Source organism: Candidatus Enterococcus huntleyi (assembly GCF_009933175.1).
In the GTDB taxonomy this organism is placed as follows: Bacteria; Bacillota; Bacilli; order Lactobacillales; family Enterococcaceae; genus Enterococcus_K; species Enterococcus_K huntleyi.
Map to the genome: position 1 here is coordinate 95,717 of NZ_MAEJ01000001.1, position 18,210 is coordinate 113,926.

17 protein-coding genes are annotated in these 18,210 nt (G+C 37.6%); 8 read left to right on the forward strand and 9 right to left on the reverse strand.

Going from position 1 to position 18,210, the window contains the following annotated elements; all coding sequences use genetic code 11:
* Positions 1-41: 41 nt before the first annotated feature.
* On the reverse strand, positions 42-386 hold the full coding sequence (locus BAU15_RS00420) for a PepSY domain-containing protein (RefSeq protein ID WP_161840776.1): 345 nt from the start codon (positions 384-386) through the stop codon (positions 42-44).
* Between the two features lie 306 nt (positions 387-692).
* On the opposite strand from BAU15_RS00420, the gene pepA reads away from it, so the two are divergent.
* From pepA to ytpR, 6 genes are all read left to right on the forward strand, one after another.
* Positions 693-1,769, forward strand: coding sequence for a glutamyl aminopeptidase (gene pepA, locus BAU15_RS00425; protein WP_161840777.1), 1,077 nt, complete (start codon positions 693-695; stop codon positions 1,767-1,769).
* 231 nt (positions 1,770-2,000) lie between these two features.
* Entirely contained in the window at positions 2,001-2,318 is a 318-nt protein-coding gene (locus BAU15_RS00430; protein ID WP_161840778.1) for a thioredoxin family protein, read from the forward strand.
* Positions 2,319-2,339: 21 nt separating this feature from the next.
* Positions 2,340-2,816, forward strand: a complete 477-nt coding sequence (locus BAU15_RS00435; RefSeq protein WP_161840779.1) for a universal stress protein — start codon at positions 2,340-2,342, stop codon at positions 2,814-2,816.
* A gap of 179 nt (positions 2,817-2,995) precedes the next feature.
* Positions 2,996-3,856, forward strand: a complete 861-nt coding sequence (locus BAU15_RS00440) for a helix-turn-helix domain-containing protein (protein ID WP_161840780.1) — start codon at positions 2,996-2,998, stop codon at positions 3,854-3,856.
* A 74-nt stretch (positions 3,857-3,930) separates the two neighbouring features.
* A complete protein-coding gene (locus BAU15_RS00445; protein ID WP_237580098.1) occupies positions 3,931-5,253 on the forward strand; it encodes an MFS transporter in 1,323 nt (440 codons plus the stop codon).
* 172 nt (positions 5,254-5,425) lie between these two features.
* Positions 5,426-6,037, forward strand: a complete 612-nt coding sequence (gene ytpR, locus BAU15_RS00450; protein WP_161840781.1) for a YtpR family tRNA-binding protein — start codon at positions 5,426-5,428, stop codon at positions 6,035-6,037.
* A gap of 256 nt (positions 6,038-6,293) precedes the next feature.
* Here ytpR and BAU15_RS00455 read toward each other — a convergent pair whose 3' ends face one another.
* Positions 6,294-7,613: a S1C family serine protease gene (locus BAU15_RS00455; RefSeq protein WP_161840782.1), complete on the reverse strand. Its 1,320-nt coding sequence runs from the start codon at positions 7,611-7,613 to the stop codon at positions 6,294-6,296.
* Positions 7,614-8,040: 427 nt separating this feature from the next.
* Between BAU15_RS00455 and rlmH the strand changes: the two genes are divergently transcribed.
* Both rlmH and BAU15_RS00465 read left to right on the forward strand, forming a co-directional pair.
* Complete coding sequence (gene rlmH / locus BAU15_RS00460) at positions 8,041-8,520, forward strand: 23S rRNA (pseudouridine(1915)-N(3))-methyltransferase RlmH (RefSeq protein ID WP_161840783.1); 480 nt, start codon at positions 8,041-8,043, stop codon at positions 8,518-8,520.
* Positions 8,521-8,614: 94 nt separating this feature from the next.
* Complete coding sequence (locus BAU15_RS00465; RefSeq protein WP_161840784.1) at positions 8,615-9,820, forward strand: hypothetical protein; 1,206 nt, start codon at positions 8,615-8,617, stop codon at positions 9,818-9,820.
* Between the two features lie 462 nt (positions 9,821-10,282).
* Here the strand turns inward: BAU15_RS00465 and BAU15_RS00470 are convergent, their stop codons facing one another.
* The 7 genes from BAU15_RS00470 to BAU15_RS00500 all read right to left on the reverse strand — a co-directional run bounded on the left by BAU15_RS00470 (position 10,283) and on the right by BAU15_RS00500 (position 18,070).
* Entirely contained in the window at positions 10,283-11,110 is an 828-nt protein-coding gene (locus tag BAU15_RS00470; protein WP_161840785.1) for a sugar phosphate isomerase/epimerase family protein, read from the reverse strand.
* A gap of 2 nt (positions 11,111-11,112) precedes the next feature.
* Positions 11,113-11,799 carry a rhamnogalacturonan acetylesterase gene (locus BAU15_RS00475; RefSeq protein WP_161840786.1) on the reverse strand — a complete coding sequence of 229 codons (687 nt, stop codon included), beginning with the start codon at positions 11,797-11,799 and terminating at the stop codon, positions 11,113-11,115.
* A gap of 1 nt (position 11,800) precedes the next feature.
* Entirely contained in the window at positions 11,801-12,523 is a 723-nt protein-coding gene (locus BAU15_RS00480) for an alpha/beta hydrolase (RefSeq protein WP_161840787.1), read from the reverse strand.
* Between the two features lie 18 nt (positions 12,524-12,541).
* The gene (gene uxaC, locus BAU15_RS00485; RefSeq protein ID WP_161840788.1) at positions 12,542-13,933 is read right to left on the reverse strand and encodes a glucuronate isomerase; all 1,392 of its coding nucleotides are present in this window, start codon (positions 13,931-13,933) and stop codon (positions 12,542-12,544) included.
* Between the two features lie 91 nt (positions 13,934-14,024).
* Complete coding sequence (locus tag BAU15_RS00490; protein WP_161841270.1) at positions 14,025-15,527, reverse strand: UxaA family hydrolase; 1,503 nt, start codon at positions 15,525-15,527, stop codon at positions 14,025-14,027.
* Between the two features lie 84 nt (positions 15,528-15,611).
* On the reverse strand, positions 15,612-17,012 hold the full coding sequence (locus tag BAU15_RS00495) for a tagaturonate reductase (protein WP_161840789.1): 1,401 nt from the start codon (positions 17,010-17,012) through the stop codon (positions 15,612-15,614).
* 68 nt (positions 17,013-17,080) lie between these two features.
* Complete coding sequence (locus BAU15_RS00500) at positions 17,081-18,070, reverse strand: LacI family DNA-binding transcriptional regulator (RefSeq protein ID WP_161840790.1); 990 nt, start codon at positions 18,068-18,070, stop codon at positions 17,081-17,083.
* Positions 18,071-18,210: the final 140 nt, after the last annotated feature.

Sequence of the window (18,210 nt, forward strand, 5' to 3'; positions counted from 1 at the left end):
CATAAGGACAGAGTTTTTATTTACATGATTAGTAAGATGAATTAGTTATTTTTAAGACGTGTGACATCAATCACAGTCCCGGTAAAGGCATCAGCGATAAATTCATATTGAACTAGCTGGCCATCTTCTATGCGCGAAATTCCGCCTAGATAACCTTGTGAACGGATAGCAAACTTCCGTAATGGATGTTTCTCAAATGAAATCCATGAGCCATCGATGGGGCCTTCTACTAGAAAAGCCGCTTTGACTGCTTCTAAAACTTGATCTGGGCTGAGTGTTCTTTTTTTATGATACCAAATGGTGGAAGCAACTCCGCTGACTAAACCAAAGCCCATTCCTAGTGCTAAGCCACCTTTAAAGTAGTTAATTTGATTGTCTTCATTCATTTTGGAAGTCCTCCTCCTTTGCGCCATTCGGCAAACAAGCTCGTTTTCTCTAATTGTATCTATATTTTACCATACTCTATGAAAAATCTTAGAATTAAATACATTAAAAAATGAAAAAAAAGGAGTATAATAAAAAACGGATCAATAAGCAAAACGAGGCTGTAGCGAAATGAATTTTTTGGCTTGCCGTTTATTCAACAGATAGCGGATAGGCTAAGGCTTTTCGTGACACCTCCAGGCTTATTAAATTTTATTGCAAGGAAGGGGTATTGTCTGAACATTTTTTGAATGTCAGATGAGCTGTAGATGGAAGAAAAAACATTTCAACGTATCAAAGAATTAACAGAATTACAAGGAACAAGCGGATTTGAGCAAGATATTCGAGCTTACATGGAACAACATATGGAACCACTTGTTGATGAGCTCCAATACGATGGCTTAGGTGGCGTATTTGGTTTGAGAAATCATGCTGATGCCGATGCACCTCGTGTGATGGTTGCGGCCCACATGGATGAAGTTGGTTTTATGTTGACACAAATCCAAGATAACGGTTTATTCAAAGTCGTTCCTTTAGGTGGTTGGAATCCGTATGTGGTTTCTGCTCAACGTTTTACCCTAAAGACACGTAAAGGCAATTACCCATGTATCTCTTCTTCAGTTCCACCACATTTATTACGCGGCACAAGTGGTCAAAAACAATTAGAAGTGACAGATATCTTATTTGATGCTGGTTTTGAATCAAGAGCGGAAGCGGAAAGCTTTGGCGTTTTACCTGGCGACACGATTGTTCCTCTTGTAGAAACAATTAAAACAGCGAATGGCAAGAATATTATCAGCAAATCATGGGATAATCGCTATGGTTGTACGGTTGTCTTAGAAGCGTTGGAAGCCTTGAAGGATGAAAAATTAGGTCATACCTTAATCGCCGGTGCCAATGTTCAAGAAGAAGTTGGCTTACGCGGAACAAAAGGTTCTGTGCACAAATTTAACCCTGATTTATTCTTCGCAGTAGATTGTTCAGCAGCGGACGATACGGTCACTAAAAATGGCACATTCGGTCATTTGGGTGAAGGAACACTGATGCGTATCTATGATCCAGGTCTAATTACGTTGCCACGTTTGCGTGAATATTTACTAGACACAGCTGAAACAAACAATATTCCTTACCAATACTTTGTATCAAAAGGTGGGACAGATGCGGGTGCCGCTCATACGTCAAATGACGGGATTCCAAGTACTGTTATCGGTGTTGTGGGTCGTTATATCCATACGCATCAAACAATGTTTAGCATTAAAGATTATGAAGCAGCTAAAGAAATGTTGATTCATACCTTAAAAGGTTTAGACAAATCAACTGTTAATACGATTGTTTACGGCAAATAAGAACCAATGATAGAAACAAGTAGCTTAGTTAGATAAAGCTGCTTGTTTCTTTTTTGATAGCTAAGTTTTATCGGTGGCAAATTTTCCTATTCCTAGGCTAAACTGAGTAAATAGTTGGACTCTTTCAGCTGAAATAGAGGGTTTTGTGGTGTTGCCAGTGGCTTGTCTTTGTTCATTTCTCAGAAAAGTGTATAATTTACTTATATAGAAGAGAGAAAGTAGGCTGAACGAATGATTATACCTAAGAGTCTTGAGGAGTTAGCAAGCTATGTCGAGAAAGGGAAGAATGTCTTCTTTTTCACTGCAGGTTGGTGTGGCGATTGTACTTTTATTAAACCAAAGATGCCTGAAATTGAAGCAGATTTTCCAGAATGGCAATTTATCGAAGTAGATAGAGACGCATTTATGGACGTGGCTGTTGAATGGAACATATTTGGTATCCCTAGCTTTGTTGTCATCGAAGATGGAAAGGAATTAGGGCGTTTAGTTAATAAAGATCGGAAAACGAAAGAAGAAATTGAAACCTTTATCAGAAGCGTTCAAAACTAGAAATAAACTGGAGGGATTAAGATGAGCACGCAAGAATATAAACATATTTTAGTGGGAATCGACGGCAGTCAACAAGCCAATGCCGCCTTTAGAAAAGCGATTGAAGTCGCACGCAGAAACCAAGGAACGGTCTATGTAGCTAACGTGATTGATCAACAATACTATAACTTTATGGGCTACACGCCAATGAATCAAACCTTGGTGGATCAAGAAACCGAAGAAGCCAAAAAATTGATTGAAGAGTGTAAAGAATATGGAAAATCAGTCAATTATGAAAAAGTCGAAGGCATTGTCGCGTACGGCTCAGCTAAAGAAGCGATGGCTCACCAATTACCCGAAAAATATCAGATTGATTTGATTATGGTGGGGCAATCTGGCTTAAACGCAGTGGAACGCTTCATGGTGGGCAGTGTCTCAAGCTACATTATTCGTGAAGCATTGTGCGATGTTCTGGTTATTTCAGCACCAGATGAGGACGAGGATCAAGCGGCTGAATAAGTCAGAATAAGCGAAAAAAATTGTTCTAGAGATAAAATAAATAATAATTAGTAGAATAGGCATCTCCAGTTTCTTTCATTTGAAATTGGAGATGTTTTCTTTGATGACAAAATGGCAACCCATTCACTAGATAAATCTGCTAGAATAAGGTATTCGTAACAGGTGAGGTGGAGAAGTAAGTGGCTGAAATCGGTGAAACAATCAGAGAAATTCGTAAAGGTAAAGGGATTCTTCAGAAAGTATTGTATAAGGGTATTGTGTCACCCACGTTTGCTAGTCAATTTGAAAAAGGAACACATCGCATGAACTCAGAGGCCTTTTTAGAAATTCTAGATAGACTCTCGATGAATTCTGACGAGTTCCAAAAAATTCATAGGGGTTTTCAGGAAAATAAGTATACGGTTCTGTCCAATGCACTGATTGATGCGATGAATCAGAAGGATATTCTGCAAATAGAGGAATTACTGCTGGACTTTGAGGAATATCAAACAGTGTTCCAGTATAGTTTAGTCAGAGCATTGGCCAAAATGAATATTGCGCGACTAAAAGGGGAAACGCTAGACGAGGAGAGCGCAAATGTGAAGGTGATTGTCAGATTTCTGGCAAAAATAGATAATTGGACCTTATCAGACATCGTATTTATTACTAATTTCTCCCCCTTCGTTCCTTATGAATTGTTGATCGTTCAAGTCAAACCAATCGAAGAAAAACTAAAAAAACATAATGAACTGAGATTGCTTTGTTACTTCTATAATAATTTGTTGGATCGAGCGTTTTTAGAAAAAGATTATCAGAACGCCAAAATACTTTGTACAAATCTTGCGGAAATAGCACAGGCTCCAGAGTTCCTATTTTTTAAGATGATGTCACAGGTATTTAGTGATTTATTGGAACTAGCCCAGAAAGAGACGAACGCGACGCAAAGACAGGCCTATCTAGAACGAATAGATATTATCGTGAGGATTTTGGAGCAATATACGTCATTCGAATTGGAAGAAGAAATTGGGCAGCATATTCGTAATTTAGAAGAAAAAAATTAAGTATACTTAATTTTTTGAGAGTAGTGAGGGCCATTCTTATATGATAAAAGAAAAAACATATAAGGGTGAGCGAAATGAAATCAAAACGACAAGCAGAAATTGACATGGTAGAAAAGGGAAGAATAGCACTAGAATCGAAACCAAAAGCAGAATCAAAATCAGAATTAGAACCAAAAATCCAGTCGAAAATAAATCAAAAAATCGCACTGTTAATTGGCTTTAATGCCAGTTCATCTTTTGCGGATAGCTTCTTTTATCTTGTATTACTTTCGTTTGTGACGCAAGAAATTAATCTGAAAAATATGATTCCCTTCCTATCAATCTCTGAGACATTGCCTTTTTTTCTATCCGTTTTTATTGGAACCTTAGCGGATAGAACACGCAGAAAAAGCAAGTATCTATTCGTTTCAAGTGCGATGAGAATGGGGATTTATATGGGAATCCTCTTCGTGTATTGGCAATCGAATCAATTTATTTTTGTGGTGGTGGCTTGTGTATTAAATGTTGTATCCGATAGTTTTGGCAAATATGGGGGCAGTCTATTATTACCTGTCATTAAGCTACTGATTCCTGATCAAGAGAAGATGGAACGAGTACAGGGGCTGAATTCAGCAGTGGGGCAAATTTGTTCCATCGCGGGAACTTTGATAGGTGGATTTTTATTTACACGGATCACGTTGACGGGGTTACTGATTATTAATATCGGTCTGTTTAGTCTCGTCTTATTCATGACACTGGGTATTGTGTATCGGTGTCAAAAAATAGTCGAAACGATTGAAGTAGCGACTGTCGGTGAATTTAATTTTTTGGGTGAGCTTAAGTCAACGATTCGACTAGTTTTCAAAAATAAAAAGCTAGGACGTGAACTTTTCTTGATAGCAATCACCAACTTGTTGCTATCATTGACGTTACCGATAGTTTCTCTGCTTTCCAGTGGAGAAACTGTTTCTGGGCAATTAAGTCTGATTCAAACGATTCAAATTATATTTATGATACTAGGGAGTATCTTGACTGGAACACTCAAACGAGTGAGCTTGACCTCTTTATTTCTCGCTTTTTTTGGGACTTATTTCATGTTTTTACTTTCGTTGATGTTTGATCGATTAACGATTTCGCTGGCCTTTGTGGCACTCTTTTCACTGAGTTTAGGGCTACTTACCCCTAAATTTATGGCCTCAATTATTTCAACAGTAGCCGTGAAGAATATTGGTGGTTTTATGGGCATCATGAATACCTTGATAATGTTCGCGCCGTTTGTAAATTCGCTCCTTTTACAATTATTGATTCCAATCGTCACTGTCAAAACGCTGATTATTATCTACCTATTGCTGACGATAATGGCAGTTGGGCTCGCATTAATAACGGGTGCGACAGCAACTAAGAAGAATCTGAATTGAATACAGAATGAAATTAATTTGGGTGAAAGTATGCCTAAGATGGGTAAAATCTGTTGAGCGAGTGTACTCATTTTCCAAGTCGCAGCGTACATGAAAAAATTCTCATGATTTTATAGATGAATTCTGCTAAACTTGTTCTAGTGAGAAAAAAGAGATTTCAGGAGGTAGGCACGTGATAGCTGCATACAATAAAGAGCACGTCGGTGATACACTAATGGTGATTATCGCTGACGACAAAGAAGTAGAAAATAAGGTAGAACGTAAAGGCAATGTAGCCCGAGTGGAAACAATCGAAGGGACAGTCGTTGCTTGGAACTTTTTCCATATTTCAGATTATTTGCCAATTGAAGGCGTGGGCCAAATTTCATTGACAGAAGAGCAAGTCGCAGAGTTAAATCGTTTAATTAAACAAGCAGGATTTGAAGATGAACTTGTTGTAGATACGGAACCGAAAATCGTGGTAGGTTTCGTTAAAAGCTGTAAAAAACATCCAGATTCTGATCATTTATCAATCACACAAACGGAAGTTGCACCAGGAGAAATCCTGCAAATCGTCTGTGGCGCACCGAACATCAAAGCTGGTCAAAAAGTTGTTGTAGCGAAACCTGGCGCGATGATGCCTGATGGCTTAATGATCTGGCCTGGCGTTTTACGTGGCGTGGAAAGCTTTGGTATGATTTGTTCTGCCAAAGAATTACATGTACCAAATGCACCAGAGAAAAAAGGCATCTTAGAATTACCGTTTGATGCAGTAATCGGCGAAGCTTTTTCAGTTGGCGCGTAAAAATATATAACGACAAAAAAGAGGCGTGTGAGAATTTTTCCCACACGCCTCTTTTTTCCTGTTTTGTTGCTAAATTTCTTAATGATTGGTGGGTCAGAAGCTAAATATCTGACCACTTTTGCTGTTTGTCTCCGATTAATTATATAGGAGACAAAGCAGATTTTTTTCTTATAAATTTGGTATACTTAAACTTTTTGTTTTGAGCAGTCTCTCCAAGAAGAAGGACCGCTCAAAACTTTGGTATACTTAATTTTTTTTAGTTGCCATTTCCTGTGTTTGGTTGATTGGCTGATTGTAGAGCAGTTTGATCAATCGTTAATTCAACTGTGATTGTTTTTTCTGTTTCAGCACGGTAGAAGGTGATTTTTACAGAGTCACCGACTTTTTTCTTGTACAAGGCAGATTGTAATTCTACACCAGAAGCAACGTCTTTGCCATCGATTTTAGTGATCACGTCGTATTGTTTCAAGCCAGCTTTTTCAGCAGGTGTTGCGTTATTTACATCGATGATGACCACGCCGTTGATGATTGAGCTAGGAACTTTCAAGATTTCTTTTTGTTGTTGTGAAGAAATAGTTGAAAGGTCGCGCATTGAAATTCCTAAGGCTGGACGAGTTACTTTTCCATCAGTTTCTAATTGATTAATAACATTCACGACTTCATTACTTGGAATGGCAAAGCCGATTCCTTCAACGCTGACACTAGATGTGCTTTCTTGAGTTGAACCAATTTTACTTGAGTTAATCCCGATTACTTGGCCGGCAGCATTGATTAGTGGCCCACCTGAATTCCCAGGATTAATTGCCGCATCTGTTTGAATCGCGTTCGCATTGGCTACCGTTTCACCAGATTCACTTTGCATGACTACTTGACGATTAAGAGATGAAATAATCCCTGAAGTCACTGAGTTGGCATAAGTTGAGCCTAGAGGAGAACCAATCGCAATCGCCGGTTCACCGACTTTAATCTTGTCTGAGTCACCAAAATCCGCAACTGTTGAGATTTTATCTGATTTAATTTTTAGCACAGCTAAGTCAGTGTAGACATCCGTTCCCACGAGTTCAGCAGAAACTTTCGTGCCATCCTTCAAGAGAACTTCTAAGCCATCTTGCCCTTCAACTACGTGATTATTCGTCACGATATAGGCCGTGTCGCCTTCTTTTTTATAGATAACGCCACTTCCTTCACTGGCTTCTTCTAAGTCACCAGATGCGTCTTCTTCATTAGAGTTAGTCTCTTCACGGCTACCAAATAAGCCACCGAAACCATTTGTTTGTTGCTGTTGTTTTTGTAAATTAATCACGGAAACAACCGCGTCTTGAACTTTATTGACCGCATCCGTAATCGTTGAATTGACATCCACTTTGACCGGACTAACCGTTGTTTCACTACTTTTCGGTGTAGTATTTGAATTATTGCTGTTTGCAGAGTTTGATAGGCTTGTGCCCATTGCTAGATAAAAGCCACCGACGATGATCGCGCCGCCGACAAGTCCACCAGCTAAGCCAGCACCAAATCTTTTCCAAAAACCAGATGATTCTTTTTTAGGTGTTAAGTTGTTATTATTATTCTCCATTATTCTTTCCTCCCGTGTCATACTCACTGTTATAAGTATAATCTCTTTCGATAAGATTAGTCTACTACGGGACTTTGAACTTTTTATGAATAAGATTTGGAAAAAAATCTTGCAAAAGGTGAAGAATCGAAAGTTATCCCCAATAAATGTGGACAAACTAGGAAGTTTTCGGGTAAAACTAGTTAGAAAGTTATGCACAGGTTTGTGGATAACGGGGATAACTCGGTGGAAAACATATGTTTGCCTATAAGATTACTGTGAAATAAAGGATTCTAAGTGATTTTTCTGTGGATAAACCTGTGGGTACTGTGGACAACTCTGTGAGTAACTTTTTGCTACTCAATAAGAATAGAAATAAAAAATTGGGGAAATCTAGGGGCCATTCATGATAAACTAGAGGAGAATAAGTGAAAGGACACATAAAATCATGCATATAAAAATAATAACTGTTGGAAAACTAAAAGAAAAATATCTCGTCCAAGGCATCGCCGAGTATACCAAACGACTCTCAAAATACGCTAAGATCGATTTAATCGAAGTCCCAGATGAAAAAGCACCTGAAAATTTGAGCGCCGCAGAGATGATCCAAGTCAAAGACAAAGAAGGTGAACGAATCCTCGCCAAAATTAAAGACCAAGAATTTGTCTTTGTCCTGGCCATCAACGGCAAACAACCCACAAGCGAAGCCTTCGCTAAGCAAATCGACACACTAGGCATCCAAGGAAAAAGCCAATTAACTTTTGTTATCGGTGGCTCACTAGGTCTCAGTGCCTCAGTCATGAAACGAAGCAACGAACAAATCTCATTTGGCAAAATGACTTATCCACATCAGTTGATGAAACTGATTTTGGTCGAGCAAATTTATCGGGCTTATCGAATTAATAAAGGTGAGCCATATCATAAATAAAAATAGGTTGGCTCTTTCATACAACTTTTTAGATAACTAAATGTATTGCTGAAAAAGCCGAATAAGTAGTAAGTGTTATGAGGAGGTGTGAACAGTGAAAATTGAAAATACAACTCTAGATTACTGGCAGCTTGATGGGAAAAGATATCTGAAATATTCGAGTGCTTATCGAAATAAATTATTGAGTATCATGCAAAATTCAATATTTGATGAAAATATTAGAGTTTATGAAGTCGGTAAGAGTCTTGAAAAAACTAGTGATTATTATCTATTTCATGGTGAAGGAACTCTGTATTATACAGTTACACGAGTTTCTAGTCATAAAACATACTCTTCTTATTATTCTTACCGTTCATTCTTTCCATTTTGTTATGAACGTTCCGCTAATTTTACGGGAGATGTTCGTGATTATTTATATGGTGTGAGTTGGGATAAATTAAGTTATACTGAATATTTTTATTTGCAAATGATGAGATATGAGCAGATGGGAATATACATAGTTGGAGGGAAAAAGAAATTTGGAACACGTTGGAATCCTAGAGGGGCACTAGAATTTATAGTAAAAAATGAGCATACGAATGAAATCTATCCAGCCAATGCATTGTTAACACAGACTTTTAGGAAGATGGTGGCAAATGGGTTATTAATTCATGAAATTAAGAAAAATGAATTACGTTTATTATTATCTAAATCTGCTAAAATCCTCTGTCAGAAAACCAAAAAATTTTATCATTCGACTTGGGAAAAAGATCGACTGGTAGAAGGTCAAAAAGATATTAAACCAGTTTATGAATTTGATGAAGGTACAATTAATAATGTTTGGAGGACTCCGCAATCTCAATTTTCTAGTCAAGGCCTCGATAAATATGGAAAGACGGCTTCGAATGAAAAGAACGTAAGTCAAACAATTACTTCTATAATAGTAGATACCCAAACCAAGAATAATGCACTTGATAAATTTGATATACTTCATCGAGTAAAAATATATCGTAGAAAAAATAGCTTAGTCTATCAAATGATAAAAAAAGATATAGGTATCATAGCTGAAAGTGAATATCAAGTTGATAAAATAGTGATGGAGAAATTTTTTGTTCGTCTGAACTATGGGCTCAAATTGGATCAATGGGGAGTTCCTCAACATTCTATAGAAAGTAACTCGACAATAAAAGTGCGTCATAGTGATTTACGAATAAAAACTATCGATGTAAGTAGGCAAAATAAGTCAGTCCTAGAAAATTTAAAAAAACAAATTGTAAGCTTAGTTGATTTCGAAATCCTACCAGCTATATTTGAAGAGTAATAGGGAATAAAACTGTGAATTATAAAGCATTGAAGATAGAAATTTCTGGAAATAAAAAAATATATTAACTAAAGACAGTTATTCTTTGATAAGCGAAGCACGTATAATAAACGAGAAATAGTATGACTTGTTCATTGACAACTATATAAGAAATATCTGAGATGAAGCATTCAAAACTGAAACCTTGCTATGGACAAATGGCGCGATTACGGGATTTTATGGGAAATGAATAATTCCTGTGAGGCTTTAGAGCTGTGTTGAATTGAATGTTTGCAAAATTTCTCAATCTTTTAGACTTGCAGTAATATTGCTGTAAAGTTATCCCAAATTTATTAAAAATATCTATTTTATATAGGACAAAAAACTTGCTGTAGCCAATCAAAAAGCAATTCCATAAAAAGCTGAAATATACGCTTTTATGGAGTTGCTTTTTTGAGTTTCAATAATTAAAAGAAAGCCTATTTATACAGCCGAAAGTGCAGCGAAGGCGGTAGCTAAATCTGCTTCTCTAGTTGCTTCCAGACTAACGGGTAGCTGTTGCTGATTTTTTAAGAAGGAGAGAACAGGTTTGTAATTCATCTGTCCTGTGCCGACGGGAACGATTTTTATTTTTTTGTCGTGGATAACAAAATCTTTCAAATGAACAACTTCGATATGGGCATGTAATTGTTCTATCGCTTTTTCCACAACAGCTTCTTGAGTTAAATAATTGTCAGGTCGGATTAAGTTTGCTGCGTCAAAAATAACTTTAAGGTGAGGCGATTGAATCTCATCTAGTAATCGTTTCATCAGATCACTTGTGTAAACAGGATGGTTTAGTCCGGCTTCAATGCCGACAGTGACATCAAGTGTTTCAGCTAGCGTAACTAGCTCGATAATCGAGGTTCTGGCTTGGATGTAGGCTTCTTCCGTGAAGTTTTCAGTCGTGTATCCTTGTGTGACACTACCGGTTTCGGTGCCGACTAATTTTGCTTGAAAGGACTTCGCCAAGTGGAGATGCTGTTTAAATAAATTGATTGCTTGTTGTCGAACTAGTGCATCTCGTGAAGAAATATTGACATAGCAACCTAACACAGAAAGTTTTATATTCTGATTAGCAAAATAATCCCCATATTCTTTAGCAAAATCAGGTGTTAAATCAGTCCAATTTTGAATAAGAGTGGGAAATGATTTTTTTGGAGCAAATTGAATGTGCGTAAATTGATGGCTAGCTAACTTTTCTACAAGTTGCTCCTTTGTTTCTGCTTGAATGTCGTGTGCGCGAATTCCTAAATTTAATGTGTTTAACATGATTAATCACCTTTTATCCTGATGTCTTTAGCAAGTGGGAGCGGTAGTTTTTTTAATTCTGTTGCGATTAATTGAGCAATAAGTTCTGCTCCATTCGGATTCAAATGAGTATTGTCAGTAATTCCTTCAGGGTAGTTTTCAGAAGAATTTTCCGGTAAGTGTAAGAAAAAAGTCTTCGTTTCTTCAGCAGAGTAAGTGCTTAAAAGCTTCTGACTCTTTTCAAAAATGTCGACTACATATAGGCCTTGTTCAGTAGCTAAATCTTTCATCGCTTGAGGATAGTTCCCAAGCGTATTTGGATTAAGTTTTTTTGAATCAGAAAGATAGTCTCGACGAGTAATAGAAGTGAGTAGAATAGGCGTGGCCTTTTTTTTATTTGCGACGTTGATGTACTCTAAAAGATACGATTGATAGTCACTATCAGGATCAGTGCCACGCTCATCCTCTTTTTGATCATTATGACCAAATTGAATCAGTAAATAATCGTCTGGCTGCAATAGCTCTTCAATTTCTTTTAGGCGGCCTTCTTGAATGAACGATTTGGTTGAACGGCCGTTCATCGCTTTGTTGATTATTGTATAATCCTTTGGAACATAGTTGTGGAACATTTCTCCCCAACCCATTTCAGGACGTTTATTAGGTTCTTTAATAGCTGCAGTAGAGTCGCCTGCAATAATAATTTGTGTCATGTTAAATTCCTCCAGATTGTTTATTTAACCAGTGTTCTGCTAAGGATATCCACTGATAAATACTTGAATCTTCATTTCTCATAGCCATGCCATGTCGACCATTAGGAAATAAATGAAGTTCAACAGGTACGTTATTATTTATTAATGCTTGAGAAAGTATCAGACTATTTTCGACGGGAACAGATTGATCACCTGTTGTGTGCCAGATAAAGCAGGGTGGCGTGTTGGGCGTAATTAGGGTTTCAAGTGAGTAGGTATCGGCAATTAGTGTCGAATAACTAGCGCCTAAAAAGTTTCTAGCACTTCCTATATGGGCATATTTTCCAGTGAAAGTGACGACTGGATAACAAAGAATTAGACCCGCAATCTGTTTAGCTAATCTTGTCCCTAATGAACAGGCTAAGTGTGCGCCGGCTGAAAAACCGATAAAATAAAAAGTGGTGAATAAGGGATCCGTTTGTAATTGTCTAATAATCTCTTCTAATTCTTCAAATAAATCCTCAGGTGATTCTGGGGGTACCTGATAAGAGAGTACCACAGAATGATAGTTATTTCGATAAGCCCATGCTTGAATATCCGTGCCTTCTTTGTCAATCGCTAAGTGCTGATAGCCGCCCCCTGGGAAAATAATTACACAGGGGCGAGCTTTTTTATCACAATATAATAAGCTGTAGATAGCACTTTTAGCAGTCGAGTCTGATGAATCGTTTGAAGGATGAGTCATTGTTGTCACCTCTACTAGTTAAAAATGGAAATAATTTGCGGCGTTGCGATAGCAGATGTTTTCGATAAGTGACCCAAGTAATTCCCTATCTTCAGGAGCTTCTTCGCGCTCAACAAGTTCACCGATGAACTCACATAACACACGTCTGAAATATTCGTGTCGCGTGTAAGATAAGAAACTTCTAGAATCCGTTAGCATTCCGACAAAGTTGTGTAACGCACTTCCGTCAGCAAATTGAGTTAACTGATTTCTCATACCTGCCCGAGTGTCGTTATACCACCAACCAGAACCTAATTGTAGTTTACCTGGAGAATCCTTTTGGAAACAACCCATCAAGGCCACTAACAATGGATAATCATTGGGATTTAATGAATATAAAATGGTTTGCGGAAGCTGATCGGTTTTATTTGCCGCGTCTAATAAATGTTGAAGTGGAATAGTGATAGACAGGTCATTTATACCATCATAACCAGTATCAGGACCAAGTTCTTCTAACATTTTGCTGTTACAATTTCTATACGCATGAATGTGTAATTGCATGGTCCAACCATGTGCGTGATAGGCTTTAAATAGATGAACTAGTGTTGCTGTTTGATAAGCATAGACTTCTTTTTCAGCAAGTGTTTCTCCTGCGATAGCTTTTTTAAAGATTAGGTCGACAGATTGAGTATCTACTTCTACATATTTTAAAATATCTAAGGCATGGTCAGATAAGCGACAGCCCATAGTGTGAAAGTAGTCAATTCGTTGATCTAGCGCGTCTAGTAATTCAGAATAGTTTGTAATTTCATTTTTATCTGTCACCGCGGCTAATTGTTGAATGTAAGAGGAGAAGCCTGTCTGACTAATGTTTAATGATTTATCCGGACGGAATGTCGGCAAAACACGGAACCGTGATTCTTCATCAGCTAGTTTTTGATGAAATATTAGCGTATCGATTGGATCATCCGTCGTACAGATCACTTCTACTTGGCTATTTGCGATGATTTCTCTACGTTTAAAATTATCTGTTGCTAATTTTTCATTGGACATTTGCCAGATAATCGGTGCATTTTCTTCATTTACCAAAAGATCGATACCAAAAAAACGTTTCAGCTCTAAATGTGTCCAAGTATATAAGGGATTGCCAAGAATCTTGGGAACGGTTTGACACCAAGCTACGAATTTTTCATAACTTGAAGAGTCACCAGTAATTAGTTGCTCATCTACGCCACATGCACGCATCAAACGCCATTTATAATGGTCTCCACCAAGCCATGCTTCTGTAATATCGGTAAATTGTTGATTCTCATAGATTTCTTTAGGGTCTAAATGGCAGTGGTAGTCAATAATCGGCATTTTTTTTGCGTAGTCGTGATAAAGGTCTTTCGCCCATTGGTTAGATAATAAAAAGTTGTCTGATAAAAACATAGTGATTCCTTCTTCCTTAAATGATTATTTTCACAAATTGTAGTAAAGGGAATGGAGAGTATTCGTGAAAGAATCTCTCCATCGTATCAAGCTAAAGCGTCACACCATTTTTAAAAATAGCAATTTCGCGCACATCATTGGATTCATTACGAGTTTGTTGCCCGCTCGCAACGGCGATAATTGATTGAATGAAGTCTTCCAACACGACTTCCATTGGTTCATTCAATAAGCGACCGGCATTGAAGTCCATCCAGTGGCCTTTTTTATCAAATATTTGGGTATTAGTTGCTACTTTCATAGTAGGTACATAGGCACCAAATGGCGTTCCACGACCGGTGGTAAATAGAACAAGTTGGCAATCTGCTGATGCAAGAGCGGAAGCAGCTACTAAGTCATTGCCTGGTCCTTCAAGCAAACTAAGACCTTTTTCTTTAACCTTATCACCATAATGTAAAACATCTACGACTGCGGATGTTCCAGATTTTTGTGTACAACCGAGAGATTTATCTTCCAGTGTTGTAATCCCACCATCTTTATTTCCAGGAGAAGGGTTTTCATAGACTGGTTCGCCGAATGAAAGGAAATATTCCTTAAAGTCATTGATTAAATGAACAATGTCTTCAAAGACCTGTTCATCTTTTGCTCTAGCCATTAAAACTTGTTCTGCACCAAACATTTCTGGTACTTCTGTGAGTACAGAACTGCCTCCTTGGGCGATCAGAAAATCAGAAAATGCGCCTAATAGTGGGTTGGCTGTTATACCAGAGAAGCCATCAGAGCCGCCGCATTTTAGTCCAATAGTCAGTTCACTTAAGGGAATAGGTTCTCGACTATCTTCTTGAGCCGTAAGATATAGTTCTTCCAGGAGTTGTACACCTGCTTCCACTTCGTCATCTACTTCTTGTGCTACGAGGAATTTGATTCGTGAAGAATCGTATTCACCTAGACTTTGTTTAAATTCTTTGACGGTATTATTCTCGCAGCCAAGGCCAAAGACTAACACACCACCTGCATTTGGATGTTGAACAGCATCAATTAAAACTTTTTGCGTATTCTTATGATCTTTTCCAAGCTGAGAGCAACCATAAGGATGTTTAAGAATAGTCACATTATCGAATGTTCCTAAATCAGGGTGATTATTTTTAAATTTTTGAATCATTAGTTCAGCCATTCCATTAATACAGCCAACAGTCGGAACGATTAATAAATCATTTCTGATACCTACTTTATTATTTGCGCGACGATAGCCATCGAACGTTAACGCACGCTTTTCATAATTAACCGGGCGTAAATCTGGTTGGTAAGTATAACTGAGTTCACCGGATAAATTTGTTTTTATATTGTGTGTATGAATCCAATCCCCCATCTTAATATCCTCAAGTGCATGACCAATTGGATAACCATATTTTATAATATTGTCCCCTTTTTTAAGGGAGCATAAGGCTATCTTGTGTCCTTGAGGAATATCCATATTAGCTGTTATTGATTGAGGAGTTTGAAAAACAGTTCCTGCAGTAATCGGATGTAGTGCTACAGCAACGTTATCTTCGCTGTTTAATTTCAATAAATCGGATGCTTTTGTTGTACGGTCCATAGTCGTTTCCATAGTGTGCTCCTTCATAGTTAGTTGTTTGGGTATTCTACTTACTAGTTGTTGTAAGCTTACTGAAGTTCTTTATTAGTCAAGTTGTTGAATGAAAGCTCGTGCGCCATCACTTTCGATAGCTGCTACAGCGTGACTGACTGTATCCGCTAGTCCGCAAGCTACAAGGTCTGCTCCCCAAAGACTTTCTTTTGAAAGGAGGAAGGTGACCGCTTCACTTGAACTCATCTCTTTGCTTTCTTCAAAAATACTAATAACTTGGGCATCATCTTGAATAGTAAATTGATTTGAACGATAGAGAACAATCAAGCCTGCTAATGAAGCAATTATGCGTTTCGGAAGCTTATTTTCTTCTAATGAGTGTAAAAGAATAGGCAAGAGACGCGCTTTAAATTTAGAAATACTGTTTAATGCAATAGAAGTGAGCTCGTGTCGAACGAAAGGGTTTTTAAAACGTTCTTTAATTTGTTCAGCATATTCAATGAGTTCTGATTGCGGCAAGTTCAGCATAGGAATAAGTTCTTCTGTAAATAACTCATCGATGAATCCTGAGAAGTCCGGATCAGCCATTATTTCTTCGACGGTCTCAACACCTGCTAAGAGTCCTAGGGGTACCATTGCTGTATGAGGTCCATTTAGCAAATGAACTTTCCGTTCTCTATAAGGCGTCATATCATCGGTTATGATGACATTTAAGCCGGCTTCAACCAGTGGGAATTTTTCTGCTATTTCTTGTGGTCCTTCAATTACCCAAAGCATAAAAGGTTCTGCTTTAACCATCAGTTGGTCAATATACCCATGACGTTCATTCAATTCGTCAGCTTTTTGTCTAGGGTATCCTGGGACAATCCGATCGACTAAACTACAGCAAAAAGTATTCCGTTCCTCTAACCAAGTCTTAAAGGCATCGTCCAATTGCCAAGCTGTGCTATAACGTAAGATTAATTCTTTTAATTTATCTCCATTACGATCAATTAATTCGCAAGGAATAATAATGAAACCAGGCTTATTCAGTTGGAAACGGCGATAGAGTAGAGCAGTCAGTTTAGCCGGAAAGCTTTTCGGTGGGGTCATATCTAAGGCATCTTCTTCCACATAAGATATACCAGCTTCAGTAGTATTTGATAAAATGATTTCTAAGTGATCGTCTTCTGCTAAATCTAAAAATGCTTGGAAATCATCGTAAGGGTTAATTACTCGATTGATAGCGGTAATAATTTCGGAGCTGTTAATTGTTTGACCATCTAGGATTCCTTCAAGCAGCACGGTATATAAATTATCTTGCTCAGCAAGCATTTCACCTAATCCTTGTTGAATGGGTTGAACAACAACCGCGCTGCCTTCAAATAATTGCTGTTGATTCATTTGCTGTAATTGCCAGTCAACAAAGCCGCGCATAAAGTTTCCTTCGCCGAATTGAATTACTTTTTCTGGATACTGTTGAAAAGGATGCATTTGTTTTGATAATTTTTCCATGGGTTCCTCCTGCGAATGCACACGTTAACATTCTGTTTTATTTTTTTCCCCTCCCGTATTGGAAGGGGTTAGTTGACTGTTTGACGAATTTCTAAGGATGTATCAACCAAGAATTGTAATTGGCTGACTGTTTGTTGCTGGATAATTTTTAATAGTTCAATTGTTCCAATCTGACTAATCTGCATGATTGGTTTATGTACAGTAGTCAAAGGTGGACTAGTATATTTAACGAAGGGAATATCATCGAAACCAATGATGCTAATGTCACCAGGAATAGATAAGCCTTTCGCATGGCAAGCTTTCATAGCACCAACTGCCATATCATCATTCGAACAAAAAATTAATTCTGGTCGCTCAGAAAGACTAAGTAATTTTTCGCAAGCCAATTGTCCACTTTCGATACTGTAATCACCTTGAACGATAAACTCATTATTGAGTGGGATATCATGTTGCTTTAAGCTGTCGAGGTAGCCTTTCTTTCTCTCAAAGGTTGAACGAAAGCCAACTTTTCCTTCGATGAAAGCAATTTTACGATAGCCTTTTGTTAAAGAAAAGTCAATAGCTGATTTTACGCCTTGACGATCATTACTGGTAACATTTAATATATTTTTTTCATCTAATTGTCGATTGAGAACAGCAAAAGGAATCTCTTCAGAAAGTAGATGATGGATAAAGTGATCATCTTCATCACTTTGACTCATTAGGATGACACCGTCATAACGTTTATTGGTTTCTAAACTGTAATCAGTAAGAGAGTCAAGCCCTTGAACGGTTAAACTATATTCTTTTGGTAATACGGAATGAATTCCCTTGATGACTTCTACCAAAAAGCTGTCACTTGTTCCGTCTTGAATACTAGAAAAGAAGAGCCCAATGATATATGACTTTTGATTGACGAGGCGTTTAGCACTCATATTAGGCGTATAGTTCAGCTCTTTCGCAATTTTTTTGATTTTATCTTTGGTTTCAGAGCGAATTAAAGGACTATCATTCAGTGATCTAGACACGGTTGTATGTGAAACACCGGCTATTTTTGCAATATCTTTAATTGTCACCATTAAAAAATAACTCCTCCTTTTCTATACAGCTAGAGCATATCTTGAAACGAGATAAATGTCAATAGGTCAATGATGCACACGTGAAAATTACCATTGGTTTTTTTAGTTAATTATGTTATCCTTTATTTGTTGTTGTAGGA

Excerpts from the sequence above, each read along its gene's own strand:
- BAU15_RS00420 (WP_161840776.1), bottom strand. The coding sequence starts at position 386 with ATGAATGAAGACAATCAAATTAACTACTTTAAAGGTGGCTTAGCACTA.
- pepA (WP_161840777.1), top strand. The coding sequence starts at position 693 with ATGGAAGAAAAAACATTTCAACGTATCAAAGAATTAACAGAATTACAA.
- BAU15_RS00430 (WP_161840778.1), top strand. The coding sequence starts at position 2,001 with ATGATTATACCTAAGAGTCTTGAGGAGTTAGCAAGCTATGTCGAGAAA.
- BAU15_RS00435 (WP_161840779.1), top strand. The coding sequence starts at position 2,340 with ATGAGCACGCAAGAATATAAACATATTTTAGTGGGAATCGACGGCAGT.
- BAU15_RS00445 (WP_237580098.1), top strand. The coding sequence starts at position 3,931 with ATGAAATCAAAACGACAAGCAGAAATTGACATGGTAGAAAAGGGAAGA.
- BAU15_RS00455 (WP_161840782.1), bottom strand. The coding sequence starts at position 7,613 with ATGGAGAATAATAATAACAACTTAACACCTAAAAAAGAATCATCTGGT.
- rlmH (WP_161840783.1), top strand. The coding sequence starts at position 8,041 with ATGCATATAAAAATAATAACTGTTGGAAAACTAAAAGAAAAATATCTC.
- BAU15_RS00470 (WP_161840785.1), bottom strand. The coding sequence starts at position 11,110 with ATGTTAAACACATTAAATTTAGGAATTCGCGCACACGACATTCAAGCA.
- BAU15_RS00475 (WP_161840786.1), bottom strand. The coding sequence starts at position 11,799 with ATGACACAAATTATTATTGCAGGCGACTCTACTGCAGCTATTAAAGAA.
- BAU15_RS00480 (WP_161840787.1), bottom strand. The coding sequence starts at position 12,523 with ATGACTCATCCTTCAAACGATTCATCAGACTCGACTGCTAAAAGTGCT.
- uxaC (WP_161840788.1), bottom strand. The coding sequence starts at position 13,933 with ATGTTTTTATCAGACAACTTTTTATTATCTAACCAATGGGCGAAAGAC.
- BAU15_RS00490 (WP_161841270.1), bottom strand. The coding sequence starts at position 15,527 with ATGGACCGTACAACAAAAGCATCCGATTTATTGAAATTAAACAGCGAA.
- BAU15_RS00495 (WP_161840789.1), bottom strand. The coding sequence starts at position 17,012 with ATGGAAAAATTATCAAAACAAATGCATCCTTTTCAACAGTATCCAGAA.
- BAU15_RS00500 (WP_161840790.1), bottom strand. The coding sequence starts at position 18,070 with ATGGTGACAATTAAAGATATTGCAAAAATAGCCGGTGTTTCACATACA.